Annotated in this window: 24 protein-coding genes; 11 read left to right on the top strand and 13 right to left on the bottom strand. The window is 64.9% G+C overall.

The annotated features are described in order from the left end of the window. Window positions 1-591 (bottom strand): MFS transporter (locus CBW66_RS08540; RefSeq protein WP_139843047.1); only part of this gene is annotated, 591 nt, incomplete at its 3' end. Between the two features lie 122 nt (window positions 592-713). Here CBW66_RS08540 and CBW66_RS08535 point away from each other — a divergent pair. After that, window positions 714-1,235: a MarR family winged helix-turn-helix transcriptional regulator gene (locus CBW66_RS08535; RefSeq protein ID WP_086137949.1), complete on the top strand. Its 522-nt coding sequence runs from the start codon at window positions 714-716 to the stop codon at window positions 1,233-1,235. Here CBW66_RS08535 and CBW66_RS08530 read toward each other — a convergent pair. Then, window positions 1,232-1,825, bottom strand: coding sequence for a hypothetical protein (locus CBW66_RS08530; RefSeq protein ID WP_086137948.1), 594 nt, complete (start codon window positions 1,823-1,825; stop codon window positions 1,232-1,234). The genes CBW66_RS08535 and CBW66_RS08530 overlap by 4 nt on opposite strands. Before the next feature lie 89 nt (window positions 1,826-1,914). Here CBW66_RS08530 and thiL point away from each other — a divergent pair, with 89 nt between their 5' ends. Next, complete coding sequence (gene thiL, locus CBW66_RS08525) at window positions 1,915-2,895, top strand: thiamine-phosphate kinase (RefSeq protein ID WP_086137947.1); 981 nt, start codon at window positions 1,915-1,917, stop codon at window positions 2,893-2,895. Between the two features lie 15 nt (window positions 2,896-2,910). On the opposite strand, the gene CBW66_RS08520 is transcribed toward thiL, so the two are convergent. Genes CBW66_RS08520 through CBW66_RS08510 form a run of 3 tightly spaced genes read right to left on the bottom strand, consistent with a single transcriptional unit; the run spans window position 2,911 to window position 8,131 of the window. Further along, window positions 2,911-5,487, bottom strand: a complete 2,577-nt coding sequence (locus tag CBW66_RS08520) for an EAL domain-containing protein (RefSeq protein ID WP_086137946.1) — start codon at window positions 5,485-5,487, stop codon at window positions 2,911-2,913. Further along, window positions 5,484-7,514 (bottom strand): ATP-binding protein, encoded by a 2,031-nt coding sequence (locus tag CBW66_RS08515; protein ID WP_086137945.1) that lies wholly within the window; start codon window positions 7,512-7,514, stop codon window positions 5,484-5,486. The genes CBW66_RS08520 and CBW66_RS08515 overlap by 4 nt, the downstream gene beginning before the upstream one ends. Continuing rightward, on the bottom strand, window positions 7,514-8,131 hold the full coding sequence (locus tag CBW66_RS08510; RefSeq protein ID WP_170932983.1) for a YfiR family protein: 618 nt from the start codon (window positions 8,129-8,131) through the stop codon (window positions 7,514-7,516). The genes CBW66_RS08515 and CBW66_RS08510 overlap by 1 nt, the downstream gene beginning before the upstream one ends. Window positions 8,132-8,354: 223 nt before the next feature. Between CBW66_RS08510 and CBW66_RS08505 the strand changes: the two genes are divergently transcribed. Further along, a complete protein-coding gene (locus tag CBW66_RS08505) occupies window positions 8,355-8,837 on the top strand; it encodes a CinA family protein (protein ID WP_086137943.1) in 483 nt (160 codons plus the stop codon). Here the strand turns inward: CBW66_RS08505 and CBW66_RS08500 are convergent. Next, window positions 8,827-10,599: a diguanylate cyclase gene (locus CBW66_RS08500; RefSeq protein ID WP_230492089.1), complete on the bottom strand. Its 1,773-nt coding sequence runs from the start codon at window positions 10,597-10,599 to the stop codon at window positions 8,827-8,829. The genes CBW66_RS08505 and CBW66_RS08500 overlap by 11 nt on opposite strands. 212 nt (window positions 10,600-10,811) lie before the next feature. Between CBW66_RS08500 and CBW66_RS08495 the strand changes: the two genes are divergently transcribed. The 3 genes from CBW66_RS08495 (at window position 10,812) to CBW66_RS08485 (ending at window position 14,774) form a co-directional block, all read left to right on the top strand. Then, window positions 10,812-11,540: a hypothetical protein gene (locus tag CBW66_RS08495; protein ID WP_086137942.1), complete on the top strand. Its 729-nt coding sequence runs from the start codon at window positions 10,812-10,814 to the stop codon at window positions 11,538-11,540. Continuing rightward, window positions 11,541-11,894, top strand: coding sequence for a hypothetical protein (locus CBW66_RS08490; protein WP_086137941.1), 354 nt, complete (start codon window positions 11,541-11,543; stop codon window positions 11,892-11,894). A 66-nt stretch (window positions 11,895-11,960) separates the two neighbouring features. Then, entirely contained in the window at window positions 11,961-14,774 is a 2,814-nt protein-coding gene (locus tag CBW66_RS08485) for a pitrilysin family protein (RefSeq protein WP_086137940.1), read from the top strand. Between the two features lie 77 nt (window positions 14,775-14,851). Here the strand turns inward: CBW66_RS08485 and CBW66_RS08480 are convergent, their stop codons facing one another. Next, complete coding sequence (locus tag CBW66_RS08480; protein WP_086137939.1) at window positions 14,852-15,253, bottom strand: DUF2809 domain-containing protein; 402 nt, start codon at window positions 15,251-15,253, stop codon at window positions 14,852-14,854. Between the two features lie 89 nt (window positions 15,254-15,342). Beyond that, on the bottom strand, window positions 15,343-16,248 hold the full coding sequence (locus CBW66_RS08475) for a LysR family transcriptional regulator (protein ID WP_086137938.1): 906 nt from the start codon (window positions 16,246-16,248) through the stop codon (window positions 15,343-15,345). Between the two features lie 99 nt (window positions 16,249-16,347). On the opposite strand from CBW66_RS08475, the gene CBW66_RS08470 reads away from it, so the two are divergent. After that, window positions 16,348-17,661 (top strand): SGNH/GDSL hydrolase family protein, encoded by a 1,314-nt coding sequence (locus tag CBW66_RS08470; RefSeq protein WP_086137937.1) that lies wholly within the window; start codon window positions 16,348-16,350, stop codon window positions 17,659-17,661. On the opposite strand, the gene cysK is transcribed toward CBW66_RS08470, so the two are convergent. After that, window positions 17,622-18,554, bottom strand: a complete 933-nt coding sequence (gene cysK / locus CBW66_RS08465; protein ID WP_086137936.1) for a cysteine synthase A — start codon at window positions 18,552-18,554, stop codon at window positions 17,622-17,624. The two genes, CBW66_RS08470 and cysK, sit on opposite strands and share 40 nt — an antisense overlap. Before the next feature lie 84 nt (window positions 18,555-18,638). After that, window positions 18,639-19,103, bottom strand: a complete 465-nt coding sequence (locus tag CBW66_RS08460; protein ID WP_086137935.1) for an FKBP-type peptidyl-prolyl cis-trans isomerase — start codon at window positions 19,101-19,103, stop codon at window positions 18,639-18,641. Window positions 19,104-19,358: 255 nt separating this feature from the next. Here CBW66_RS08460 and thpR point away from each other — a divergent pair, with 255 nt between their 5' ends. Further along, the gene (gene thpR, locus CBW66_RS08455) at window positions 19,359-19,886 is read left to right on the top strand and encodes an RNA 2',3'-cyclic phosphodiesterase (protein ID WP_170932982.1); all 528 of its coding nucleotides are present in this window, start codon (window positions 19,359-19,361) and stop codon (window positions 19,884-19,886) included. A 1-nt stretch (window position 19,887) separates the two neighbouring features. Here the strand turns inward: thpR and CBW66_RS08450 are convergent, their stop codons facing one another. Next, on the bottom strand, window positions 19,888-20,745 hold the full coding sequence (locus CBW66_RS08450) for a ThiF family adenylyltransferase (protein ID WP_230492088.1): 858 nt from the start codon (window positions 20,743-20,745) through the stop codon (window positions 19,888-19,890). Window positions 20,746-20,858: 113 nt separating this feature from the next. Here CBW66_RS08450 and pdxH point away from each other — a divergent pair, with 113 nt between their 5' ends. Together pdxH and CBW66_RS08440 are read left to right on the top strand one after the other, a co-directional pair. Continuing rightward, window positions 20,859-22,067 (top strand): pyridoxamine 5'-phosphate oxidase, encoded by a 1,209-nt coding sequence (pdxH, locus tag CBW66_RS08445; protein ID WP_086137932.1) that lies wholly within the window; start codon window positions 20,859-20,861, stop codon window positions 22,065-22,067. 127 nt (window positions 22,068-22,194) lie between these two features. Next, window positions 22,195-23,430: a cyclopropane-fatty-acyl-phospholipid synthase family protein gene (locus tag CBW66_RS08440; protein ID WP_086137931.1), complete on the top strand. Its 1,236-nt coding sequence runs from the start codon at window positions 22,195-22,197 to the stop codon at window positions 23,428-23,430. 16 nt (window positions 23,431-23,446) lie between these two features. On the opposite strand, the gene msrA is transcribed toward CBW66_RS08440, so the two are convergent. Next, window positions 23,447-23,980 carry a peptide-methionine (S)-S-oxide reductase MsrA gene (gene msrA, locus CBW66_RS08435; RefSeq protein ID WP_086137930.1) on the bottom strand — a complete coding sequence of 178 codons (534 nt, stop codon included), beginning with the start codon at window positions 23,978-23,980 and terminating at the stop codon, window positions 23,447-23,449. Between the two features lie 177 nt (window positions 23,981-24,157). Between msrA and CBW66_RS08430 the strand changes: the two genes are divergently transcribed. Beyond that, complete coding sequence (locus tag CBW66_RS08430) at window positions 24,158-24,664, top strand: flavin reductase family protein (protein WP_086137929.1); 507 nt, start codon at window positions 24,158-24,160, stop codon at window positions 24,662-24,664. Window positions 24,665-24,717: 53 nt separating this feature from the next. Here the strand turns inward: CBW66_RS08430 and CBW66_RS08425 are convergent, their stop codons facing one another. Beyond that, window positions 24,718-25,398: an OmpW family protein gene (locus CBW66_RS08425; RefSeq protein WP_086137928.1), complete on the bottom strand. Its 681-nt coding sequence runs from the start codon at window positions 25,396-25,398 to the stop codon at window positions 24,718-24,720. Window positions 25,399-25,476 lie beyond the last annotated feature (78 nt).

Genomic DNA, 25,476 nt, shown 5'->3' with positions numbered 1-25,476 from the left:
GGCCACGTCCACGCGCGAGGCCGCGGCGCGGCGCCACAGCAGCGCGGCGGCCACGGCGGGCAGCGCCCACAGGGCCAGCAGCGCTTGCCAACCCCAGCTTTGCGCCAGCGGTGAAGCGGACGCGGCCGCGATGGCCGCGCCGCCCATGATGCCGGTTGTATAAAAGCCCATCAACTGGCCCGCCCGCTCGGGGAAATGGCGCTTGATGAAGGCGGGCAGCAAGGCCTGCACCAGCGCGATGCCCAGGCCGCCCAGGGCCGCCGTGGCGATCAGGCCGCCGCTGCCATGCAAGGGCCAGCGCAGCGCGCAGGCGGCAGCGATGATGGCGATGCCGAGGCTGATGCCGCGCGCCACGCCCAACCGGCGCTGCAGCTGGGCGCCCGCCAGCGCGCACACGCCCATGGCGAACACGGGCACGGTGGTCAGCAAGCCCGCGTCGGCATTGCTGAGGCCCGTGCTGGCCTGGATGCTGTCGAGCAAGGGGCCGATGGCGGCCAGGATGGGGCGCAAATTCAGGCCCAGCAGGATGATGGCGGCCACCAGCAGGGCGGACGAAGACAGCGGAGAAGAGACGGGGCGTTCAACAGGCATGGCAGAGTAGTCCTTGCCTCGCAGGGAGGCACATGGTTTAATGCGTGAGATAATCACTCGATGAAAAGTATCTTAGCATAAAGATAGAAAGTTATCTTGATGTCGAGATAAATACCGACGCCATGACGGATACCCCGCAAGAACACACGCGCGCGCAATTTGCCGCCGCACAATGGCAGCGCGAACTGCCGCAGATGGATACGCGTGCCATGCAGCTGGTGGGCCAGCTGGGCACGGTGGCGCAGCTGATGGCGCGCGACTGGCTCAATCCCCTGTTCGCCGAACACGGCTTGCAGCCGGGCGAATTCGACGTGCTGGCGACCTTGCGCCGCTCGGGCGCGCCCTACAGCCTGACGCCGACGGCCCTGTACGAGGCGGCCATGCTGTCCTCGGGCGGCATGACCAACCGCATCGACCGGCTGGAAGCGGCCGGCCTGATCGAACGCCAGAAGCACCCGACGGACCGGCGCGGCGTGCTGGTGGCTCTGACGCCCCAGGGACTGGCCTTGATCGAACGGCTGGTGCTGCTGCACGTGGACAACGAGCGCGCGATGCTGTCGGCCTTGAGCGCGAACGAGCAGCGCCAGCTCGACCAGTTGCTGGCCAAGCTGCTGCACGGCATGGCGCAGGAGAAGAAGGTTTAAGAAAGCAGCTGCGCCAGCTCGCGCAGCGCCGCATTGCCGCGCCGGGCCAGGCGCTGCAGGTCGGCAGGGTCGCGGCTGTCGTACAGGGCCTGGACATGACCCTCGCTGGCGGCGCGCAGATCGAGGTCGCCCGCGCCAGGGTCGGGCAACTGCCCCTCGACAAGGGTCAGGAAATAATGGCGCTGCGCGCCGCGCAGGTTGGCTGCGAACTGCAGCACCAGGCCATTCTCGAACAGCAGCGCACCGCTGCGCGCCCCTGCCTCCAGCAGCAGGCGATACGGCGGCAAGGGCCGCCGCGCCGCGCGCAGCACGCTGGCCAGGCGTACCTGATAACCGAGTTCCAATCCGTTCGCATGCAAGCGGCCGCCTTGCAGATACACCTTGAACGATGTTTGCACGGCCCGGCTGGCGCGGCGGAACCAGCGCTCATCCTCATACAGGCACAGCTGGCCGCCATCGCACAGTTCATAAAACCCGAGCGCCAGCAGTTCCGGCGCCGTGAACGTGGCCAGGCCGACGGCTTGCGGATCGCGCAGCCAGCCATCGTCAAGATAGGATTGCATCACGGCGTGGATATCGTGGAGGGGCATAGGGACATGATCGGCGGTGGCAAAGGCCTGTATTGTAGGCCAGCCTATAATAGCCGGGCCACACCATCACTCAACGCACACACTACGCCATGGCCCCACACGACGCGCTTTCCGAATTCGACCTGATCAAACAATATTTCGTGCGCCAGCGCCCCGGCCGCGCCACCCTGGGCATCGGCGACGATTGCGCGCTGCTCACGCCCGGCGCCGGCAAGCAGATCGCCATCTCCTCGGACATGCTGGTCGAGGACCGGCATTTCTTTGCCGGCGCCGATGCCCGCATGCTCGGTCACAAAAGCCTGGCCGTGAACCTGTCCGACCTGGCCGCCATGGGCGCGCGCCCCGTGGCCTTTACCTTGGCCCTGGCCCTGCCGCAGGCGCAGCACGCCTGGCTGGCCGGCTTTGCCGAGGGTCTGTTCGCGCTGGCCGACGCCTTTGATTGCGAACTCATCGGCGGCGACACCACCAAGGGACCCTTGAATATCTGCATCACCGTGTTCGGCGAACTGGCGCCGGGCCAGGCCCTGCGCCGCAGCGCGGCCGTGGCGGGCGACGATATCTGGGTCAGCGGCACCCTGGGCGACGCGCGCCTGGCGCTGGCCGGCTACCGCATGGAGCACGAATTGGCGCCCGCCGACCTGGCCACTGCCAGCGCGCGCATGCACACGCCCACGCCGCGCGTGGCGCTCGGTTGCGCGCTGGCCGAGCAAGGGCTGGCGCATGCGGCCATCGACATTTCGGACGGCCTGGCGGGAGATTTGGGCCACATATTAAAGGCGTCGCAAGTGGGCGCCACCCTCGACGTCGACGCCCTGCCGGTCGGCCCGATACTGGCGCGGCAGGAGACAGGCCTGCGCCGCCGCTACACGGCCGCCGGCGGCGACGATTATGAACTGTGCTTCGCGGCGCCCGCATCGTCGCGCGAGGCCATCGCCGCGCTGGGCATCGCCTGCGGCACGCCCGTCACGCGCGTGGGCCGCATCGAGGCGCAAGCAGGCTTGCGGCTGGTCGATGCGCAGGGGCAACCGCTGGACTTGCAGTTGTCGTCGTTCGACCACTTCAGCGAGTAAGAAGAAGGAATCGTCCTAGCGCACGGCCACGCGCGCCAGCCCCGGCTGGTTCACCATCCAGTAGTGCTGGAAGGCCAGGCGGATGTTGTCGCGCAGTTGGGTGTCGTCCCACGGTTTCGTATAAAAACGGTAGATGGCGCCGCGGTTGATCGAGTCGAGCACGGCTTCGAGGCCCGTGTAGCCGGACAGGATGATGCGGATGGTTTCCGGGTACAGCTCCTTCACTTTGCTGAGGAATTCCGTGCCGCTCATGCTGGGCATGCGCTGGTCGCAGACGATCACGTGCACCCTGTGCAGGGCCAGCATTTCAAACCCTTCGGCCGGCGTGCTGGCCGTGAGGATCTGGTAGCCCTCGGGACGGAACAGGCGGTGCAGCGAGGACAGCACGTTGACGTCGTCGTCGACGATGAGCAGGGTTTGCGCCGGCTGGGCGGCCGGGTCGTGGCCGGGCGGCAGGCCGGCGCCCGCGGCGATCATCTGCCCCAGTTCCAGCGCCGGCAGGGCGCGGCTGAAATAAAAGCCCTGGATCTCGTCGCAGCGGTTGCGCCGCAGGTATTCGAGCTGCGGGCGCGATTCCACGCCCTCGGCCACCACGCTCAGTTTCAGGCTGTGCGCCATGCTGACGATGGCCAGCGCGATGGCCGCGTCGTTCGGGTTGCTGGTGATGTTGCGCACGAAGGCGATGTCGATTTTCAGCTTGTCGATGGGGAAGCGCTGCAGATACGCGAGGCTCGAGTAACCGGTGCCGAAATCGTCGATGGCCACCTTCACGCCGATTTTTTTCAGCTTGCCCAGCACGACGATGGTGCGCTCGGCGTTCGACATCAGCGCCGTTTCCGTCAGTTCCAGCTCCAGCAGCTCGGGCGCCACGTTGTGCCGCGTCAGCGCGCGCGTCACTTCGCCTTCCAGGTCGCCTTCGGCAAACTGACGGCTCGACACATTGACGGCCACGTGCACGGGTCCCACTTCGCTGTCGCGCCATTCGGCGATCTGGCGGCAGGCGGCCTGGATCACCCAGGCGCCCACGCGCACGATCAGGCCCGTGTCTTCCAGCACCGGCACGAATTCGGCCGGCGCCACCAGCCCGTAGCCGGGGCGGCGCCAGCGCAGCAGCGCTTCGACGCCGCTGATGCGGCCCGTGCGCAAATCCACCTTCGGCTGGTAGTACAGAATGAATTGATCGTGTTCGAGCGCATGGCGCAGCGCCAGTTCCAGGTCCAGGCGCGCCAGCACCTGCACGTTCATGCCGGCCGTGAAAAAGCGGTAGCCGTCGCGGCCCGCCTGCTTGGCGCCGCCCATGGCCGTATTCGCGTACTTGATCAGGGTTTCCGGGTCGGTGGCGTCGTCCGGATACATGGCGATGCCGATGCTGGCCGTCAGGGTGGCCGCGTGGCCGCGCAAGTCGAACGGCGCGCGCAGGGCTTCGCGCACCTGGTTGGCCACGGCCACGGCTTCCTGCTGGTTGCGGCTCATGGTCAGGATCAGCGCGAATTCGTCGTTGCCCAGGCGCCCCACCGTGTCGCGCAGGCGCACGCATTCGACCAGGCGGTTGCTGAACTGGCGCAGCAGTTCGTCGCCCAGCGCCGCGCCCAGGGTGTCGTTGATGCTTTTGAAGCGGTCGAGCGCGATGAACAACACCACGATGCGCCAGCTTTTTTCCTGCGCCAGTTCGACGGCCTGGGCCAGGGTCTGGTAGAACAGGCTGCGGTTCGGCAGGCCCGTCAAGCCATCGTAATGGGCCAGGTGCTTCAGGCGCTCCTGCGCCTGGCGCCGCTCGCTGATGTCGCGCGCCACGGCGATCAGCAGCAGGCCGCCCGCAGCCTGCCCGCCCATCACGGGCGCCTGCGCATACCAGTGCCAGCCCAGTTCCACGGGTATCAGGCTCAGGTCGCGCCGCACCAGTTCGCATTCCGTCACTTCCGTGGCCAGGTGGGCCGGGCCGCCCGGCAGCGCGGCCAGCGGCGGGGCCGGCGGCGATGGCAGCAGGGTGCCGGGCGCCAGCGCCAGCAGTTCGCTGCGCGCATAGCCGAGCAGCCGGCAGGCGCCGTCGTTGACGTCGACCAGAGTCATGCCCAGCACGTCGACGAGGAAAATGGCGTCGGTGGTGGCGTCCATGGCGCCGCGAAAGCGCTGCAGTTCGGCCGTGCGCTGGCCCACCGTGCGTTCAAGCAAGGTGTTGTAGTGGCGCGCGGCGCGGTGCAGCAGCCGCACTTCGAGCATGTTGCGGATGCGCGTGAGCACCTCGAGCGCGTCGAAGGGCTTGCTGATGAAGTCGCGCGCGCCCGCTTCCAGCGCCGCCAGCTTGGCGTCGGGGTCGGCGGCGATCACCAGCACGGGCAGGTAGCCTTCCAGCTCCAGCGGGCGCAAGGCATCCATCACCTCATAGCCGCTCATGCCCGGCATGACCAGGTCGAGGATGATCAGGTCATACTGGTGGCGCTGGTGCAGGCCGGCCACGGCGCGCGCGTCGAGGGTGCTGGTGATGGCCGTGTAGCCGCCGCTGTGCAGCAAATGCTCGAGCAGGCGCAAATTGACGTCCTGGTCATCGACGATGAGAATTTTCGCCGCATAGATATCGGCCTGGCTGATCATGGCGCGCCTGTTCCCTTCTGCCGGCGCTGCTGCGCCACATAGGCCAGGGTGCTGTTGATTGCCTCGGTAAATTCATCGAGGTTGATCGGCTTGGTCAGGTAGCGGTAAAAGCCCAGCGCCATGCTGCGCTCGACGTCGCCCGGCATGGCGTTGGCCGTCAGGGCGATGACGGGAATGTGCGCCGTGCGGGGATCGGCGCGCAGCAGCTTCAGCGCTTCCGTGCCGTTCACGTGCGGCAGATTGATGTCCATCAGGATCAGCTGCGGCAGGTGCGTGCGCGCCATTTCCACCCCCAGGCGGCCATCCGTGGCCGTCAGCAGCTGCAATTGCGGGCAGTAGCGGACGATTTCCTCGACCAGGGTCAGGTTGGCGGGATTGTCTTCCACGTACAGCAGGGTCACGGGGGCGCTGTGCTCGAGCAGCGCCCCGGCCAAGTCGGGCCGCGGCAAGGCCAGCAGGTCGGGCGCGGGCAAGGCGTCGACCACGCGCAGCTCGATCCAGAAGGTGCTGCCCTCGCCGGGCGCGCTGGAAACGCCGATGCTGCCATCCATCAGCTCCACCAGGCGCTTGGTGACCACCAGGCCGATGCCGCTGCCTTCTTCCGTGCCGCCTTCCTGCCCCAGCCGGTTGAAGGGCTGGAACAGCAGCGCCACCTGTTCGCCGTCGAGGCCCACGCCCGTGTCGCGCACGCTGATGCGCACCCGTCCGTCCGCCTGCGGCGCGCAAACGATGCTCACTTCGCCATGCTCGCGGTTGTACTTGAGCGCATTCGACAGCAGGTTCAACAGAATCTGCTTGAGGCGCGTGCGGTCGGCCAGCACGTTCAGGGGGCAAGCGTCGGGAAAGCTCATGCCGATGCCGCGCTGGCTGGCCAGCGGCGCGATCATGTCGCGGCACTCCAGCAAGATGGCATCCAGGCCCACCGGTTCGAGCGACAGGCTGACGGTGCCCGATTCCACCTTCGCCAGGTCGAGGATTTCATTGATCAAGGTCAGCAGGTGGCGCCCCGATTTCAGGATATGCCCGGCGAACTCCTTCTTTTGCTCGAGGGTCGACGGCAGACGGTCGGAACTGAGGATTTGCGCGAAGCCCAGGATGGCGTTCAGGGGCGTGCGCAATTCATGGCTCATCGACGACAAAAAGGCCGACTTGGCATAGTTGGCGCTGCGCGCCTCTTCCATCGCCATGGCCAGTTCGCCATTCGTCATTTCCAGCTGCATCGTGCGCTCGTGCACGCGCACTTCCAGCTCCTGGTTCAGGCGCATGACTTCCTGCTGCGCCTGGGTGCGCTGCTCGCCCTCGCGCGCCAGCTCGCCGTTCGAGCGCTCCAGCGCCTGCGTGCGCAGCTCGATCTCGGCCAGCATCTTGTTGAAGGAATCGACCAGCTGCGCCACCTCGTCGACGCTGAGCTTGCGCGCGCGGCGCGAATAGTCGCCCGTTTCGATCACCTCGCGCGCCACGTCGGCGATGTCGAGGATGGGCTGGGTGATCACGTAGTCGAGGCGGCGCAGCAGCAGCAAGGCCACCAGCAGCGCCAGCACCGTCACGCCCAGCGCGATGGCCAGGTAATCGGCCGTGCGGCCCGCCAGTTCATAGTCGGCGCGCAGGTAGACGGTGCCCAGCAGTTCGCCATTGTCGACGATGGGCTTGAACAGTTCCACGGACTTGCCCGCGATGCTGACGCCTTCCTGGCCCGCCTGCGCCGGCAGCTCGCCCAGGCGTTCATTCGCGCGGTAGCTGGCAAACAGGCTGCCGTCGGCCTTGTACAGGGCGCCGGCCGTTACGCGCGGGCGGATGCGCATCAGATTGAGGTTTTCCAGCGCCAGGCGCTCGTCGTCGAAGGCCAGCGCGGCCGAACTCATGTGCCCGAGCAGTTCGGCCTGGGTGCTGATGTCGGCCACCAGGTTGCGGTGGTAGGCGCGCAAGTCGTAGACGACGATGGTGCCCAGCGAAATGACGAGCGCCACCAGGGTGGTCAGCAAGACCACCGACATCAGTTTGTGGCGTATCGAGCGCAGTCGTATCATCAGGCGCCTCCCGTCTGCACGCGGTAGGCGGCCAGCAGCATGCGCGCGCTGATGCGGATATGCGCCTGCGCCACGGGTTTCAGCGCCACGTCGAAGCGCACCTTGTCGTCGGCCATCACAAAATTGATCATGCTGCCCATCGCGTAGACCTCATCCGAATCGGATACCGTCAGCAACGCCAGGCCACGGCTGGCGGCCAGCATATCCTGCAGCGCCATTTTATCCAGCGCGCCCAGGTACAGCACGTGCAGCCCGGCCAGCACGTCGCCGCGGCGCACTTTTTTCACCTGCACGGCGCGGCCGTTGACGCTGTGCCCGGCCACGCTCTGTTCGAGCTGCTCGGCCAGCGCATCGGCGCCCGCCACGCCGATCACCAGCGGGGAGTCGGGCCGGGCAAAGCTGCCATCGGGCCACTCGACATAGCCGGCAAACTTGTACAGATATCCGGCTTTGACCTGGCGTTCCAGCTCCCCCGGCACCTGCGCCCGCGCATCGGCGCACAGCACGCCCAGGAGCAGCATGAGCCAGCCCCAGCGCAGGGAGCGGCGAGCAGCGCCGCGCACGGGGCAGCGCAGGGGGCCAGGATGATGCCACCAGGTCCAGTTCAGAATTGCCATGACAACCGAGTAAAGATAATGCATATGAAGGCGCGGCACCATGCCGCCTGCCTGTTCGAGCGATGCGCACCAGGGTGGCGCAGCGACAGAGCGCCTGCCGGCCCGAAGTGGTAGCAAATGTATAAAAGAGTGTACGCATTTTCGCTGTGACCGGGGAAAGTTTCTTTTACCGTCGGCCATGCTACAGTCTTGCCACCATTTTCACCGCACACAGGAGCCATCCATGAGCAAGGAACTCGTCCCCCTCTCCACCGCCGTCGGCCTGGCCTTGCAGGCGAAAGGCCTGCTGCTGGCCACGGCCGAATCGTGCACGGGCGGCGGCGTGGCGCAGGCCGTCACCGATATCTCGGGCTCGAGCGCCTGGTTCGAACGGGGCTTCGTCACCTATTCCAACGGGGCCAAGACCAGCATGCTGGGCGTGCCCGCCGAACTGATCGCCGCACACGGCGCCGTCAGCGAGGAAGTGGCGGCCGCCATGGCGCAAGGCACCTTGGCCCACAGCGAAGCCCAGGTGGCCGTCTCGACCACGGGCATCGCCGGACCCACGGGCGGCGTGCCGGGCAAGCCCGTCGGCACCGTCTGTTTCGGCTGGGCCATGGACGGGCGCGTGCAGACGCAGCGGCTCGTGTTCGCGGGCGACCGCCAGGCCGTGCGCGAGCAGGCGGTGACGCACGCCTTGCGGGAACTGCTGCGTTTTATTCAGTAGCGTCGGCGATGCAGGCGCGGTCGCGGCCCGCCTGCTTGGCCGCGTACAGGGCGCTGTCGGCGCGCATCAGCAATTCGTGGCGGCCGGCGCCATGGCGCGGATATTCGGCAATGCCGGCAGAAAAGGTGCAGCCCGTCAAGCTGTGCGGTGCCTGCTGGATCAGCAGTTGGCGGTAGCGCACGGCGATGTCGTCGATCTTGTGCGCCGCGATAAGGCTGTCGGCTTCGCGCAACAGCAGGCAGAATTCCTCGCCGCCATAGCGGCACACCATATCGCTGCCGCGCAGCTGGCCTTCCACCAGGCGCGCGAACTGGATCAGCACTTCGTCGCCAAAATTATGCCCGTAGGTGTCGTTGACGCGCTTGAAGAAATCCAGGTCGATGATGGCGATGGCCACGGGCGCATCCGCATCGGCCTCGTGCAGGATGGCATTGAGGCAGGTTTCGAAATGGCGGCGGTTGTACAAGCCCGTCAGGTGATCGCGCATGGCCTGCTCCTTCAGGCTGTCCTGCAGCGAATTGACGTGCAGGATCTGGTGCGCCAGTTCACGGTTCAGGTGCTCGAGCTTGACGTTTTCCGATTCGCGCGCCGCCTGCAGCTCCAGCGCCTTGTCGCGCTCGGCCTTCAGGCTGTGCATTTCCTTTTCCAGATTGCGCATCAGGCTGCGCGAGGCGCGCGCCGACTTGCTGCTGGCCTCGTACGCGGCCTGGTATTGCTGCAGGAAACCGTACGCCGTTTGCCATTCGCCCAGCTGGGCATTGATGTCGGCCAAGCCGCGCAGGATCTGTTGCTGGTGAAACGGATTGCGCGTCCAGCTCAGCAGGCTGTGCGCCTGCGTCAGGGACGCCAGCGCCTGCGCCGTCTGGCCCGCGTGCAGGTCCAGCTTGCCGCGCACCAGCCATGCATGCATCTGCTCCTCCAGGTCCTGGCCCCGGCGCGCATAGTCTTCGGCCCGCAGCAGCAATTGCAAGGCCTTCTCGGGCTGGCGCAGCAGGATGGCAGCGTGGGCGGCGATGCAGAACAAAAAGGCGCGCACGGCCAGGTCTTCTTCCGGCCACTCGTAAAACGGCTCGACCAGCGCCAGCGCCTCGGCCGGCTTGCCGGTGGCTAATAAACACATGGCCAGGTTGGCCGAAACGATGGTTTGCTGGTATTTGAGCTTTTGCGTGCCGATGATGTCGAGCGCCTCGACCAGCAGGGGGATGGCGTCTTCATCGTTGCCCAGGTCATGCTGCGACGACGCCAGGTTCGACAGGCTGTTGACCCGGTGCGCGGGACTGCCGAAACGCTCGGCGATGTCGAGCGCCAGCAGGAAATTGCGCGGGCCGTCCTGCGTATCGCCACGGTTCAGGGCATCGACGCCCAGGCGCGCGTACAGCATGAACTTGTGCAGCGAGTCGGGAATCTGCGCGGCCTGGCTGCGCGCCTGCAGAAAATGCTGCTCGGCATCGGCAAAGTCGCCGCGCCGGCTCGCGTACGCGCCCTGCAGGGCGGCCACTTCCATGCCCCCTTCCAGGTCGCCGCTGTGCTGGAAATACGCGCGCAGGCGCTCGCATGACGGTTCCGCCTCGCCCGCGTAATACGCGAGCCAGCAATGATTGAGTTCCGCATATGCGCCGCCGCGCGCATACTGTTGTCGTTGCGCCGCCGCCAGCGCCATCTGCGCCAGCCGGCGTGCCTGGCGGCGGTTGCCGATCAGACAGGACAGGGCTTGCTGATTCAAACGGTCAATGTCGGCTTTATCGAGACTGGAGATCGGCACTGCGTCCTCGTTCACACTCTGGGGTGCATTTTTCACACAAAACTTGCTTTGTATCAATGGTATCCTGATTATCATCATAACCAGATTCGCGCGCGCGCATGGCATCTTTGCAAAGGATTGTGGTAAAAATGCCAGTCGTGGCCTGGCCGGGCGCCATCGCCGCTGTCACGGATCTTTGATTGTCACTGACGCAACAACTTGGAGTAGTCGCAATGCAAAACACGGTACATTTCATCCTGCAGGGCAAGGGCGGCATCGGCAAGACCCTCGTCTCGACCCTGCTGGCCCAGTGGATAGGCGGCAAGGACGAGACGCCTCTGCGCTGCTACGACACCGACCAGGAAAACGCCACCTTCTCGCGCTACAAGGCGATGAACGTCAAGCATGTGCCCGTGATGACGGATGCGCGCAACATCGATCCGAAACGCTTCGACGCGCTGATGATCGATATCCTCGACACGGACGGCAACTGCGTGATCGACAATGGCGCGAACACGTTTTCGCCGCTGATGGGCTACCTGCTGGAAAACGACTGTTTTTCGCTGCTGGAAGAATCGGGCCGCAAGGTGTACATCCACACCATCGTCGGCGGCGGCGATACCCTGCACGACACGGCCACGGGCTTTGTCGCGACGGCCCAGGCGACGAAAGTGCCGCTGGTGCTGTGGCAAAACGAACACTTCGGCCTGCTGCAATCGGCGTCCGGCAAGCAATTCGTCGAATCGCAATCGTATGCCGACAACCGCGCGCGCGTGAAAGGCAGCATCACCTTGAGCCAGCGCAACCCCGACACCTTCGGCGCCGACGTGAAAAAAATGAACACGGCGCGCCTGACGATGCAGGAAGTGCTGCAGAACGACAAGTTCAACATCATGGAAAAGCAGCGCATCAAGGTCGTCTACCGCGACATCTTCGAACAGCTCGACAAGGTGCAGTGGTAGATGGACCGGCACACACTGCGCAGCCACGTGTTCGACAAGACGGGCATCAAGGTCGACGTCGATGATCCGATATTCGCCCTCGTGGCGCTGAACGAAGCCGTGCTGGCGGACACCGTCGAGCGCCAGCTGGCCCTGCTGGACGCCGCCACCCAGGCGCTGGCCGCGCAGGCGCGCGCCACGGGCGGCTTGCCGCCCGAACCAGCCGCCGCCATGCCCCAGCCCGTGCCGCAAGCGCCCGCGCCTGCTCCCCTTTTTACGCCGCGCGAATGGCGTTTGCTGGGCGCGGCGGCCATCGTCTCGCTCGCCTGCGCACTGCTGGTGCTGGGCGGCGCGGCCCTGCTGTATCAACCGTAGTAACGTCCCGCTGCGCCAGCCACGAGCGGGCCGCGGCGTCTTCCCCACCCTAGCCTGGAAGCATGCATGAAACCGATCAAACTGCTGGCCATTCCCGCCCTGCTGCTGTCGCTGTACGGCGCCCCGCTCACCCTCGCCCACGCCGCCGGCGCCGCTGCCGCGACGGCAGCCACGGCCGTGCCCAATGTCGCCTACGAAAAATACACCTTGCCGAACGGCCTGGACGTGATCCTCGTGGAAGACCATAAATTACCCGTCACGGCCGTCAACATCTGGTACCACGTGGGACCGGCCAATGAAGCGCCGGGCTTGACGGGCTTTGCGCATCTGTTCGAGCACATGATGTTTGCCGCCACCAAGCACGTGCCGCGCGGCATGGCCGACCAGTTGCTCGAGGGCGCGGGCGCCACCGATTCGAACGGCAGCACGGATTTCGACCGCACCAATTATTTCGACACGGTGCCGTCGAACCAGCTGGAACTGGCCCTGTGGGCCCATTCCGACCGCATGGGCTATCTGCTGGATGTGCTCGACCAGACGGCGCTGACGAACCAGCAGGACGTGGTGCGCAACGAGCGCCGCCAGAGCGTGGAAAACGCGCCCTACGGCATCGTGCAGGAAGCGCTGTACCACCAGCTGTTTCCGAAGACCCACCCATATTACGCCAGCGTCATCGGTTCGCACGCGGACATCCAGAACGCGAAACTGGCCGACATCAAGGAATTCTTCACCAGATACTATGGTCCCAACAATGCCAGCCTGGTGATCGCGGGCGATATCGACAAGGCCAAGACCAAGGAACTGGTCAACAAGTATTTTGGCAGCTTCAAGAGCGGCCCCGCCGTGGCCAAGCCCGATGTGGTGACGCCACCCATCACGCAGGAGCGCCGCATCGTGGTGCAGGACCGGGTCGAGCTGCCGCGCGTCTTCATGGCCTGGCTCACGCCGTCCGCCTACGCCAAGGATGATGCGGAACTGTCGATGGCCGCACAAATCCTGGCCGGCGGCAAGTCCAGCCGGTTGTATAAATCGCTGGTGTACGACAAGCAGATCGCGCAGGACGTGGGCGCCAACCAGAGCTCGAACGCCCTCGCTTCCGTGTTTACCCTCGACGTGACGGCCCGCCCCGGCCACCAGCCCGAGGAAATCGAGCAGGCCATGCAGGCGGAGCTGGAGCAATTGCGCGCCAAGGGGCCCAGCGAGAAGGAAATAGAGCGGGCCCGCAACAGCATCGAAACAGCCATGCTGAGCCAGGTGGAAAAAGTGGGCGGCAACGCCAACATGATGAACCAGTACAACCAGTACCTGGGCGACCCCGGCTACCTGGGCAAGGATATCGAACGCTACCGCCAGGTGACGGCGGCCGGCGTGCAGCGCGCCGTCGACACGTACCTGAAAAACCAGGCGCGCGTGGTCGTGTATGGCGTGCCGGGCAAGCCGGACCTGGGTCCGGAAGTGGCGACGCCGGCGCCGGGCAAGGTCAAGCCGGCGCCAGGCACGGCCATCAATGCGGACGAGCCGTGGCGCAATGCCGTGCCGAAGGCCGGTCCCGCACCGAAGATCGTGCTGCCACAAGCGACATCCTTCACCTTGAGCAATGGCTTGACCGTGATCCACAATTACAACCCGGCCGTGCCGCTCGTCTCCAGCCAGCTGGTCATCAAAAGCGGTTCGGGCGCCAATCCGCTGGCGCAGCCAGGCTTGTCGGGTTTCACGGCGCAATTGCTGCAGGAAGGAACCAGTACGCGCAGTGCCCCGCAGATCGCCGATGACGTGGCGCAACTCGGTGCTTTCCTGGGCACGGGTTCCGGCGCGGATGCCTCGTTCGCCCAGCTGACGTCGCTGAAAACCACCTTCCCGCAAGCGCTCGACGTGCTGGCCGACGTGGTGCAGCACCCGCAATTCCCGCAAGATGAAGTGGAACGCCAGCGCGCCAGCCGCATCGGCGAACTGGCGCAGCAGCGCGAAAACGCGGGGGCCGTGGCGGCCCGCGTGGAAGCGGCGGCCCTGTACGGCCCGCAACATCCGTACGGCACTATCCAGCTGGGCACGGAAGCGGCCCTGAAAGCCACCAGCCGCGCCGACCTGCAGGCGTTCTGGCAGCAGCATTATGTGCCCAACAATGCAGCGCTGATCGTCTCGGGCGACATTGATGCGGCGCAATTGCAGGCGCTGGCGGAAGCCAAGTTCGGCAGCTGGAAGGCGGGCACGGTGGCACCGTCCGTGACGGCGGCGCCGGCCACGACGAAAGCCAGGCTGATCCTCGTCGACAAGCCGGGCGCGCCGCAGACGGCCGTGCGCCTGTCGACCATCGCTGTGGCCCGCGCGACGCCCGACTACGCGCCGCTGCAAGTGATGAACGCGGCGCTGGGTGGCTTGTTCACGAGTCGGCTGAGCAATAATCTGCGCGAAGAGAAGGGCTACACGTATGGCGTGCGCTCGCAATTCCAGTACCGCAGCCAGCCGGGACCATTCTCGATCGCGGCAGGCGTGCGCACCGATGTGACGGGCGCGGCCGTGTCAGAAACCTTCAAGGAAATCCGCGCCATGATCGCCAAACCCTTGACGGCCAAGGAATTGTCGAATGCGCGCAATTCGCAGGTGCTGTCCTTGCCGGGCCAGTTCGAGACGAATGCCAGCATCAGCGCCAGCATGGCCAACACCTATATCTACGGCCTGGGCCTCGATTACTACGCGACCCTGCCGCAGCGCTTTGCCAGCGTGACGGACAAGCAGGTGCAGCAGGTGGCAAAAAAATACCTGCAGCCGGAAAAGCTGATCGTCATCGGCGTGGGCGACCAGGCGAAGATCGCGCCGCAATTGTCCAAGCTGAAGCTGGCGCCCGTGGAACTGCGCGATGCCGAGGGTAACGTGAAGTGATACTTAGGGGGCGAGTCCTGTCAGGGGCATGCGTCCCAATCGGACGCATGCCGATTCCGCAGGAACTGCCCCCATGGCTAGCGGCGCCTGAACAGCGCCGCTTTATCCACCAGCGCCGCGATCGCCACGCCCGCCGTGTAGGCGATCAAATCGCCCCAACCGAAGGCGGAGCCGAGCACCAGGTGCCCCAGCGGATGTGCACGCAGCGCGACCAGCCAGGGCGTCTGGACCAGCTGGCCGAATTCCACGGCAAAGCAGATCAGCAAGGACCACGCTGCCAGCTGCCAGGTGCGCATGCGCGTGGCGAGGGCGCCCAGCGCAAAGACGATCATCATGGCCCACAGGGCGTCGCCCGGATACTTGCCCAGCGCTGCGGGGAGGAATTGGGGATAGGCGCGCGAGGCCAGGCCCAGCGCGATGACAGCCACGGTTGCGCCCACCTGCAGCAGGCGGCGGCGTTCAGGTTTTACCAGGAACATATTTCCATTCAAAGGCACAATACGGGCCGAACCATTGCGGCCCGTCCGATATTGTACTGCGCGGCCGTGCCCGCCTGCAGCCTATCGCATCAAGCCAGGTCGACATGCTGCGCCAGAAAGTCGAGAAAAACGCGCACGCGCAGCGGCACATGCCCGCCCTGCCCCACGAAGACGGCATGCACGTCTTCGCTGTCGCCCGGATTGAACGCTTCCAGCACGGCCTGCAAACGGCCGGCCGCGATATCGGCGCGCACCTGGAAGGCCGCCAGGCGCGCCAGTCCCAACCCCGCCAGCGCCAGTTGCCGCAAGGCTTCCCCATCGCTGGCCTGCGCATTGCCAACGACTGGCACGACGACATCGCCGTCGGGCAGGCGCAGCGGCCAGCCCGAGCGGGCGCGCGCATAATTGGCGTCAAGCAAGTTGTGCGAGGCCAGCTCGGCCGCTGCCCGCGGCGTGCCGCGCCGCGCCAGGTAGCTTGGCGCCGCGACGATCGCCATGCGCGTCTGGCCCAGCTTGCGCGCCAGTAAATTCGAACTTTTCAGGGGACCGGCCCGCACGGCCACGTCCGTGCGCTGCTCGAGGATATCGACCACGGCATCGGTGAGCACGATGTCGAGCGTCACCTCGGGATAGCGCTCCAGGAACAGCGGCGCCAGCGGCAACAAAAAATGCTGGCCGAACGGCACGTTCGCATTGATCCTGATCTTGCCGCGCGGCACATCCTGCACGCCCGCGCAGCGCTCCGCCTCGTCCAGCGCCGCCAGCACCTGCCTGCCCCGTTCGTACAGGCCGCAGCCTTCGGCCGTCAATTGTAGCTGGCGCGTGGAGCGGTTCAGCAGACGCGCGCCCAGGCGCTCTTCCAGCCGAGACACGAGCTTGCTGACGGCCGACGGCGTCATGCCGCAGGCGCGCGCGGCGGCGGAAAAGCCGCCCAGCTCAACCACGCGCACAAACACTTCCAGCTCGCCGGAACGGTTTACTTCCAGTCTGGCCATTGTGAATTCAACTCATAAATGTTCTTCGGTAGGATAGTCTAGTACATAAATGTCTTTGCTTGCATCATGCACACATTCCTCTAGATAAAGCGAGCCGCCATGCAACGATATTCCGTCCTCCCCGCCGCCCTGCTGAGCTTGGCATTCAGCGCCAGCCCTGCCCAGGCCGCCAACGCCGAACCTGCACCAGCCCCCGCCTCCACCTGGCTGGCCAGCTGGACAGCCAGCCCGCAAGCCGTGTGGGGCAGCGACTTTGTGCTTCCCGCCAACGTGCCCGCCGTGCTGCACGGGCACACCGTGCGCCAGGTGGCGCGCATCAGCGTGGGCGGCCCGCGCGTGCGCATCGTGCTGTCGAATGCATATGGCAAGGTGCCGCTGCGCATCGGCGCGGCCACCGTGGCGCTGGCCGCTTCCGGTTCGGCCATCGAAGCGGGCAGCCTGCGCACGCTGACGTTTTCCGGCCAGCCCTCGGCCACCATGGCGCCGGGTGCGCCGCTCGTCAGCGACCCCGTCGCGCTGTCCGTGCCGGACCTGGCCCGGCTGACGGTGAGCGTCCACCTGCCGCGGCCCAGCGCGACTGCCACGTTTCACTGGGATGGCCGCGAGACGGCGTGGATCGCGCCGCTGGACCAGACGCGCTCCCTCCGCATCGATGACGCGCCCGGCGCGCAGACCACCACGGCGCGCCTTTTACTCAGTGCCATCGAGGTGGAGGCGCCGGCGGGGGCACAAGCCGTGGCCATCCTCGGGGACTCGATCACCGATGGCGCCAGCGCCAGCCTGGGGATCGATGCGCGCTGGCCCGATTTCCTGGCCAAGCGCCTGGCGCCGCAGGGCGTGGCCGTGATCAATGCGGGCATTTCCGGTGGACGGCTGTTGTCTGACGGCATGGGCGAGAATGCCCTGGCCCGTTTCGAGCGCGACGTGCTGGTGCAACCGGGCGTGCGCACGGTGGTCGTCTTGTTGGGGATCAATGACATCAGCTGGCCCGGCACGGCGTTCGCGCCACGGGAACAGCGTCCCACCCTGGAGGAATTCAGCAGCGGCTACGCGCAGCTGGTGGCGCAGGCGCGCAGCCGCGGCGTGCGCGTGGTCGGCGCCACCCTGACGCCATTCGCTGGCGCCCTGCCCGGCACGCCACTCAGTGACTACTACCAGCTTGATAAAGATGCGCTGCGCCAGCAACTCAATGCGTGGATACGCGCCAGCGGCCTGTTTGACGCCGTGCTCGACTTCGACGCATTGACGCGCGACCCGGCGAACCCGCAGCGCCTGCTGCCCGCCTACGACTCGGGCGACCACTTGCACCCGGGCGACGCGGGCAACCGGGCGCTGGCGGAAGGGATAGACCTGCCGCTGCTATTTAATAAAAATCAGTCGCCCAGTCCCGCGTACAAGGCCGTGCTCAGGTAGCGTTCGCCGAACGACGGGATGATGGTGACGATGGTCTTGCCCGCGTTTTCCGGACGGCGCGCCACTTGCAGCGCGGCCCACAGGGCGGCGCCCGACGAGATGCCGACCAACAAGCCTTCATCGCTGGCGGCCAGGCGCGCCGTGGCGAACGCATCGTCGTTCTTCACGCAGATGATTTCATCGTAGATGGCCGTGTTGAGAATCTGCGGCACGAAACCGGCGCCGATGCCCTGGATCGGGTGCGGTCCCTTCGTGCCTTTCGACAGCATTGGCGACGCTTCCGGTTCCACGGCAATCATTTGCAGGCTGGGCTTGCGTTCCTTCAGCACTTCGCCGATGCCGGTAATGGTGCCGCCCGTGCCCACGCCGGCGACGACGATGTCCACTTGTCCATCCGTGTCGCGCCAGATTTCCTCGGCCGTCGTGGCGCGGTGGATGGCGGGATTGGCGGGATTATTAAATTGCTGCAGCATCAAATAGCGCGGGTCGGCCGCCACCAGTTCCTCGGCCTTGCGGATGGCGCCCAGCATGCCTTCGCTGCCGGGCGTGAGCACCAGCTCGGCGCCATAGGCGCGCAGCAGGATGCGCCGTTCGCGGCTCATGGTGTCGGGCATGACGAGGGTGCAGCGGTAGCCGCGCGCGGCGCACACCATGGCCAGCGCGATGCCCGTGTTGCCGCTGGTGGGCTCGACGATGACGGTATCGGGATGGATCTTGCCTGCGGCTTCCGCGGCGACGATCATGGACAGGCCGATGCGGTCCTTGACGCTGTGCGCGGGATTGTAGAATTCGAGTTTGGCCAGGATGGTGGCCACACTGCCGGCGGCGATGCGGTTGATGCGCACCAGCGGGGTGTTGCCGATCAGTTCAGTGACGTCGTTGGCGATGTTCATGGGAGTCTCCACAGCAATATCAGAAAATCCCAGTCTACCGCTTTTTCACGGCAGCGCACGTGGTGCGCTGCCGAAACTGGACAATTACTTCACGTCCAGCAGTTCCACGTCGAAGATCAGTGCCGAGTTCGGCGGAATGTCGCCATTGCCGGCGCCGCGCGGGCCGTAGGCCAGTTCGCCTGGAATGATCAGGGTGCGCTTGCCGCCCACTTTCATGCCGGCCACGCCCTGGTCCCAGCCCTTGATGACCATGCCCTTGCCCAGCGGGAAGTCGAACGGACCACGGCCCACGGAGCTGTCGAATTTCTTGCCGCGCGAATCTTTCGCCAGGGGACGGTACAGCCAGCCCGTATAGTGCACGGTGACGTTGCTGCCGGCGGACGCTTCCTTGCCCGTGCCGACCTTGTTGTCGATCAGAATCAATTTATCGGCGACAGGGCCTGGGCTCAGCGAGACGGCGGAGGCGGAAACAGGCGCTGGCGCCTGTGCCTGCGCCAGCGACGCGGCGACGGAGCAGATCAGGGCAAACAAAACGGAGCTACGCGTCATGATGTATTCTTTCAGTGAGTTTCGGTGAGATCCCGGCCAAGTAGGTCGTGGGAAATTATTGTGAAGTTATGACGAACAGAACCGGATGCTCTGCAAGGCGCCCGCTGCGACGCAGTGCGAGCACTGTCAGCAGCGGGCAACACCGCAGAGCGCCGGGTATGGAAGTCAGAAATCACAATAATTTATTACGCCCTACTTAATGCAAGTCGGCAGGGAACGCCAATAATAGCAAACCGCCGCAACGATAGGAAAAACTTGTCGCCCGATATACACGCTCCCCGCCTGTTTTACGCGCTGTGGCCCGATGCGGCCACGCGCGCGGCTCTGGCCGCCTGGCAGGCGCGCCTGCAAGGCAAACCCGTGCGCCCGGAAAAACTGCACCTGACCCTGGCCTTCCTGGGCCAGCGCCCGGCCAGCGACTTGCCGGCCCTGCGCGATATCCTGCAACAATTGCCGGCGCGCCCCATGCCCTTGCTGTTCGACCACGCCAGCCATTTTACGCAGCTGGCGCTGGCCTGGGCCGCCCTGGCGCAGCCGTCGCCCGCCCTGCTGGCCTTGCGCGCGGCCTGCATGCGCGCCCTGGCGGAACAGGGGCTGGCGCCCCGCTTCGAGCACGACCGCTTTACGCCGCACGTGACCCTGGCGCGCCAGGCACCGCCGCCGGCAAGCCAGGACTTCGCGCCCATCGCCTGGCAGGCGGACGAGCTGGTGCTGGTGGAATCGCTGAAAAGCAGCGGCGACTACCGCATCCTGGCCAGCCGGAAATTGGTTGAAGCGGCGTGACCTAGGCGGCGTCCGGCACTGTCACTGGCACGGCGGCAAGTTTGTCCTGGCGCAAGCTTTTCAGCGCATGGGCGGCCGCCACCATGCCGAAGCTGGCCGTCACCACCACGCTGGAACCGAAGCCGGCGCAATTCAAGCCCGTCACGCCGGCGGGCGTGCTGCCATCGATGGCACACGCTTCCGCGCTCTCGGGCGTGCTCAACGGCTCCATGGAAAACACGGCATCGACATTGAATTTGTTTTTCACGCCACGCGGAAAGCCATATTCGGTGCGCAACAGTTTGCGCACGCGCTTGAGCAGCGGCTCCTGCTCCGTCTTCGACAAATCGCGCACGGCGATCAGGGTCGGGTCCGTCTGCCCGCCCGCGCTGCCGATGGTCAGCATGGGCAGATTGCGCGCGCGGCAATACGCGATCACGGCCGCTTTCGCCTTGGCATTGTCGATGGCGTCGACCAGGTAGTCGAAATCGCGCCCGCCCAGCAACTGGTCCAGATTATCGGGCGTGATGAAATCCTCGATCTGCGTGACCTGGCAAAACGGGTTGATCAGTTCGATGCGTTCGGCCAGGGCCGTGATCTTGGCCTTGCCGATGGTGTCGCTCATGGCCTGGATCTGGCGGTTGATGTTCGATTCGGCAACATTGTCGAGGTCGATCAGGGTCAGGCGGCCGACGGCGCTGCGCGCCAGCGCTTCGACAATCCAGGAACCGACGCCGCCCACGCCGATCACACACACGTGGGCCGCGCGAAAACGTTCCAGCGCGGCGGCGCCGTACAGGCGGGCTATGCCGCCGAAACGCCGTTCAAAATCGATCTCGGTCAAGTCCATGGAAATTAGTTCATTGGTGGAGGTATGCATGGCGCCATTTTAACGGACACTGCGCTGGCGGATATTCTAAAATAGCCGGATTGACACAGCGACAAGCTCCGTTTGTCGCCGCGCCCCCACACCGTTCACCACGAGAACTCGCCATGACCTCTCCCCTGTTCGACTCCGTTCCCGGCTTTGACCAGCCCATCGCCGTGCTCAAGCATTGCCACGACAAGATCCGCAAGCAACTGACGACTCTGCAAAACCTGCTGGCCCATCTGGTGCAGCACGGCAACACGGCGGATGCGCAGCAGGCGGCCAAGGCAGTGTTGCAATATTTCAATCAAGCCGCCCATCTGCACCATGACGATGAAGAGCAGGACCTGATGCCCATGCTGCAGGCGACGGCCACGGGCGACGATGCGGCCCTGCTGGTGACCCTGGTTCCGGACATCCTGGCCGACCACCAGCGCATGGACCAGGCCTGGCTGACCCTGCGCCCGGAACTCGATGCCATCGCCGCCGGCACGGGCGTGCAACTGTCCGCCCATGGCGTGCGCGACTATGTGGCTGCCTACCAGGCCCACATGGCCAAGGAAGAGGGCCAGCTGGCGCCGATGGCCAAGCGCCTGTTCAGCGCGCAGCAGATGGAGCAGCTGGGCACGGCGATGCAGCGCCGCCGCGGCATCGCGCCCGATGCACCGGAAGACCCCGTGCAGGCAGACCCGGCCGCCGTGCTGGCCGCCATGCGCACCGATTACGTGCAATCGCGCCTGAGCGAGACGGACCTGCTGGCCGATCCCATCGCCCAGTTCCAGAAATGGTTTGCCGAGGCCGTTCACGCGCAGGTGATGGAGCCAAATGCCATGGACTTGTGCACCGTCAGTGCCGACGGCAAGCCCAGCTCGCGTATCGTGCTGATCAAGCAGTTCGACGAGCGCGGCTTTACCTGGTACACGAATTACCACAGCGACAAGGGCCAACAGCTTGCGCATAACCCGCACGCCGCCCTGCTGTTCTTCTGGCGCGAGCTGGAGCGGCAAGTGCGCATCGAAGGCACGGTGGTGAAAACCACGGCGGCCGAGAGCGACGAGTATTTCAATGTGCGCCCCGTGCAAAGCCGGCTGTCCGCCATTGCCTCGCAGCAAAGCGCCCCTATCGCCGACCGTGACGCGCTGGAACGCAATTACGAGGCCGTGGCCGCCGCCGTCGGCGATGCGCAACCGCCGCGCCCGGCCCACTGGGGCGGCTACCGTTTGCAGCCGGAACGCATCGAATTCTGGCAGGGACGCCGTTCACGCTTCCACGACCGCATCGTGTTTACACGCGGTGCTGACGGGCAATGGAGCATGCAACGCTTGCAACCATAAGCAGGATAGCCAAGGCGGCGCAAAGCAAGCTGGTCAATATAAGTGTAGGCTATGAGGGTAGAAGTTACTAAATGACATTGTTTCTCAATTTGCCGCCCCAGCTGGGGCGGCTTCATTGGAGGCTATTTTGTTTGTACAAAACCAACTCAAGTCCTGGATCGCCAGCATCCGCAGCAAGACCGCATTGCCGCTGCGCATAGAATTGTGGAACGGCCAGCATGTCGACCTGTCCAGTGAAGCGCCGCGTGTCACCATCCGCCTGCCGACCGTCGCCTCGGCCCGCTATCTGCTGAACCCCTCGCTGGCCAACCTGGGTTCAGCCTATGTGGAAGGCAATATCGAAGTCAAGGGCACGGCCCAGGACATGATTTCCATCTGCAATGCCCTGGCGCGCAGCACCTTGAAACCGGAAGGCAAGCTGGCCCGCATCGTGCGCAGCTTTACGCACGACAAGAGCAAGGATGCCGAAGCCATCCGCTACCACTACGACGTGTCGAACGCGTTTTATGAACAATTTCTCGATCCCGCCCTCGTGTATTCCTGCGCCTATTTCGAACACGGCGATGAAACGCTGGCGCAGGCACAAGTCAAGAAAATCGACCATATCCTGAAGAAAATCCAGCTGCAGCCAGGCCAGACCCTGCTCGACATCGGCTGCGGCTGGGGCGCGCTCGTCATGCGTGCCGCGCAACAATATGGCGCCCGCTGCGTGGGCGTGACCCTGTCGGAAAACCAGTACGCGCTGGCGCGCGAGCGCGTGGCGGCGGCCGGCCTGGCCCACCTGATCGACATCCGCCTGCAAGACTACCGCGACGTCACGGGCCAGTTCGACCGCATCACCAGCGTGGGCATGTTCGAGCACGTGGGCTTGAAACATTTGCCCGATTATTTTTCCATCATCAACAAGCTGCTGGCGCCGGACGGTATGGCGATGAACCATGGCATCACCTCGACCGACCCGGAGAATGGCGAGACGCCATATGGCGGCGGCGAATTCATCGAAAAATATGTGTTTCCCCACGGCGAACTGGCCCATATCGGCAATGTCCTGAAAACCATGCAGCAAGGGGGGCTGGAAGTGCTCGACGTGGAAAACCTGCGGCGCCACTATGCGCGCACCTGCGCCCTGTGGACGGAAAATTTCGAAGCCCATGCCGAGCAGATCCGTCCACTGGCGGGCGAACGGCGCTTCCGCATCTGGCACGTCTACCTGGCGGGCTGCGCCTATGCCTTCGAGCAAGATTTGATCAGCCTGTACCAGATCGTCTGCGTGAAGGCGGGCCGGCGTTCCTCCACCCTGCCCTGGTCGCGCAACTACATGTATGCGCACGATGCCAGGCCGGCGGCCCAGCTCGCGACCTGACGGACGCGCGCGGCCCTTACTTCAGGCGCTTCGCGTACATGGCGCGGAATTTTTCCACCTTGGGTGCGACAACGAGGGCGCAATAGCCCTGCAAGGGATGCTGCTCGACATAATTCTGGTGGTAATCCTCGGCCGGATAAAAGACCGATGCCGGCGCCAGCTGCGTGACGATGGGCGCATCCCACACACCGGCCATCTCGGCGAGCACCTTGCGCGCCACCTGTTCCTGCGCGGCCGACTGGTAGTGGATGACGGAGCGAAATTGCGTGCCGACATCGTTGCCCTGCCGGTTCAGGGTGGTAGGATCGTGCAAGGTAAAAAAGATTTCCAGCAAGTCGTGATAGCCGATAATGGCTGGATCGAATTCCAGCCGCACCACTTCCGCGTGGCCCGTCTCGCCCGTGCATACCTGTTCATACGTGGGGTTGGGCACGCTGCCGCCCGTGTAGCCGGACTCGACGCGCGTCACGCCGCGCACTTCCCCGTACACGGCAGCGAGGCACCAGAAACAGCCACCGCCGAATACCGCCACTTCCGTCTGTTGGTTCATGATGTCCTCCCGCAACGCCTGTGCGACGTATCATTTCATTACTGTAACGCAAAGCGCCATGGCCTGCAGTGCCGCTTGAAACGGCGCGTGATGCACCGCACATAAGGGGCATGCCGGCCACGATTGCGCTGGCGTGGCCGATTTTTGGCATAATGTCAGCAAATAGACAGGTCACCCATGAACACACGCTCTCCCCGCGCGCCAGCGCAAGAATTCGATACGATACATTTCCGCCAGGCATTGTCGCAGTTTGCCACTGGCGTGACGGTCATCACGACGCGCCTGGCCGACGGCAGTTTCCGCGGTCTGACGGCCAGTTCCTTCAATTCCGTCTCGCTGTCGCCGCCCCTGGTGCTGTGGAGCCTCGGTTCCGTGGCAAACAGCATGCCGATTTTCAGCGGCAACTCGCATTACGTCATCAATGTGCTGGGCGCCGAGCAGGCGGAACTGGCGCAGCGCTTTGCGCGCCGTACGCCGAATCCTTTCGACGACGTCGAATACGAGCTGTCGCGCACGGGTCAGCCTATCCTGAAAGGCGCGTCGGCCTGGTTCGAATGCCACAACCGCAGCCGCTATCCGGAAGGCGACCACGTCATTTTCGTGGGCGAAGTGGAACAATGCGCGTTTACGGCGCAGCCGCCCTTGATCTTCCACAATGGACAGTTCAATACACCGCCAGCCTGAGCAGCGGGACAAAAAAAAATCCGCCGAGGCGGATTTTTTTATGGCCGAAAAAATCAGAACTTGTAGCCGATGCCGATGCTGACGGCAATCGGGTCGAGCGTGATGTCCTGCGTCTGGCCGGTCGAAAATTTCGCCTTGGTTTTCAGGAACGTCTTGACGACGGCCACGTCGGCAAACCAGCGCTCGTTGAAGGCCAGGGTGCTGCCGATCTGCAAGCTGCCGGCCAGCTTGTTATCGAGGCGATACTTGACCGGCTGTCCGCCCGGATCCAGCAGGGCCGTCATCTGGCCCGAACCTTTTTCCTTCTGAAAATAGGCATACGTCAGGCCAGCGCCCACGTAGGGACGGATCATCGCGTTCGGCTGGAAGAAGCGGTACTGGATGAAGGCCGTCGGCGGCAGCACTTCCGCCGTGCCCAGCTTGCCCGTGCCCTTGATGGCACCATCGCCGATCAGGTCATGCTTGTACGGCACGCCCAAGTCGAGTTCGGCAGAAATATTGTCCGTGACCATGTAGGCAAAGGTCAGGATGGGCTTGGTATCCGCCTTGACGTCGGCTTTCGTGCCAGGCAGTGCCGGCGCGGAAATGTCGCCACTGTCCACGTGCGGCGTGATCTTGTTGATGCCGACCTTGGCCGTCCAGGTGCCGGCGCTTTGTGCCGAAGCGCCCGTCGCCATGGCCATCGCGGCGGCGGCGGCCAGCACGCGTGCAGCGGTATTCAAACGATTTTTCATCTTGTCTCCTGATCATTATGTGCGGATAGCCGGGCTATCCAGTCTTGTCGCTGCCAGCGCCATCCACGTCCCCGGGAC

It is taken from the genome of Janthinobacterium sp. GW456P, assembly GCF_002127655.1.
Lineage (GTDB): Bacteria > Pseudomonadota > Gammaproteobacteria > Burkholderiales > Burkholderiaceae_D > Janthinobacterium.
The sequence above is the reverse complement of the archived record's forward strand: the minus strand, read 5'-3'. Positions and strand labels throughout refer to the sequence as shown.

Bases quoted from the DNA above. Each gene is read 5' to 3' on its own strand.
- CBW66_RS08535 (WP_086137949.1), top strand. From the start codon at position 714: ATGACGGATACCCCGCAAGAACACACGCGCGCGCAATTTGCCGCCGCA.
- CBW66_RS08530 (WP_086137948.1), bottom strand. From the start codon at position 1,825: ATGCCCCTCCACGATATCCACGCCGTGATGCAATCCTATCTTGACGAT.
- thiL (WP_086137947.1), top strand. From the start codon at position 1,915: ATGGCCCCACACGACGCGCTTTCCGAATTCGACCTGATCAAACAATAT.
- CBW66_RS08520 (WP_086137946.1), bottom strand. From the start codon at position 5,487: ATGATCAGCCAGGCCGATATCTATGCGGCGAAAATTCTCATCGTCGAT.
- CBW66_RS08515 (WP_086137945.1), bottom strand. From the start codon at position 7,514: ATGATACGACTGCGCTCGATACGCCACAAACTGATGTCGGTGGTCTTG.
- CBW66_RS08510 (WP_170932983.1), bottom strand. From the start codon at position 8,131: ATGGCAATTCTGAACTGGACCTGGTGGCATCATCCTGGCCCCCTGCGC.
- CBW66_RS08505 (WP_086137943.1), top strand. From the start codon at position 8,355: ATGAGCAAGGAACTCGTCCCCCTCTCCACCGCCGTCGGCCTGGCCTTG.
- CBW66_RS08495 (WP_086137942.1), top strand. From the start codon at position 10,812: ATGCAAAACACGGTACATTTCATCCTGCAGGGCAAGGGCGGCATCGGC.
- CBW66_RS08490 (WP_086137941.1), top strand. From the start codon at position 11,541: ATGGACCGGCACACACTGCGCAGCCACGTGTTCGACAAGACGGGCATC.
- CBW66_RS08485 (WP_086137940.1), top strand. From the start codon at position 11,961: ATGAAACCGATCAAACTGCTGGCCATTCCCGCCCTGCTGCTGTCGCTG.
- CBW66_RS08480 (WP_086137939.1), bottom strand. From the start codon at position 15,253: ATGTTCCTGGTAAAACCTGAACGCCGCCGCCTGCTGCAGGTGGGCGCA.
- CBW66_RS08475 (WP_086137938.1), bottom strand. From the start codon at position 16,248: ATGGCCAGACTGGAAGTAAACCGTTCCGGCGAGCTGGAAGTGTTTGTG.
- CBW66_RS08470 (WP_086137937.1), top strand. From the start codon at position 16,348: ATGCAACGATATTCCGTCCTCCCCGCCGCCCTGCTGAGCTTGGCATTC.
- cysK (WP_086137936.1), bottom strand. From the start codon at position 18,554: ATGAACATCGCCAACGACGTCACTGAACTGATCGGCAACACCCCGCTG.
- CBW66_RS08460 (WP_086137935.1), bottom strand. From the start codon at position 19,103: ATGACGCGTAGCTCCGTTTTGTTTGCCCTGATCTGCTCCGTCGCCGCG.
- CBW66_RS08450 (WP_230492088.1), bottom strand. From the start codon at position 20,745: ATGCATACCTCCACCAATGAACTAATTTCCATGGACTTGACCGAGATC.
- pdxH (WP_086137932.1), top strand. From the start codon at position 20,859: ATGACCTCTCCCCTGTTCGACTCCGTTCCCGGCTTTGACCAGCCCATC.
- msrA (WP_086137930.1), bottom strand. From the start codon at position 23,980: ATGAACCAACAGACGGAAGTGGCGGTATTCGGCGGTGGCTGTTTCTGG.
- CBW66_RS08430 (WP_086137929.1), top strand. From the start codon at position 24,158: ATGAACACACGCTCTCCCCGCGCGCCAGCGCAAGAATTCGATACGATA.
- CBW66_RS08425 (WP_086137928.1), bottom strand. From the start codon at position 25,398: ATGAAAAATCGTTTGAATACCGCTGCACGCGTGCTGGCCGCCGCCGCC.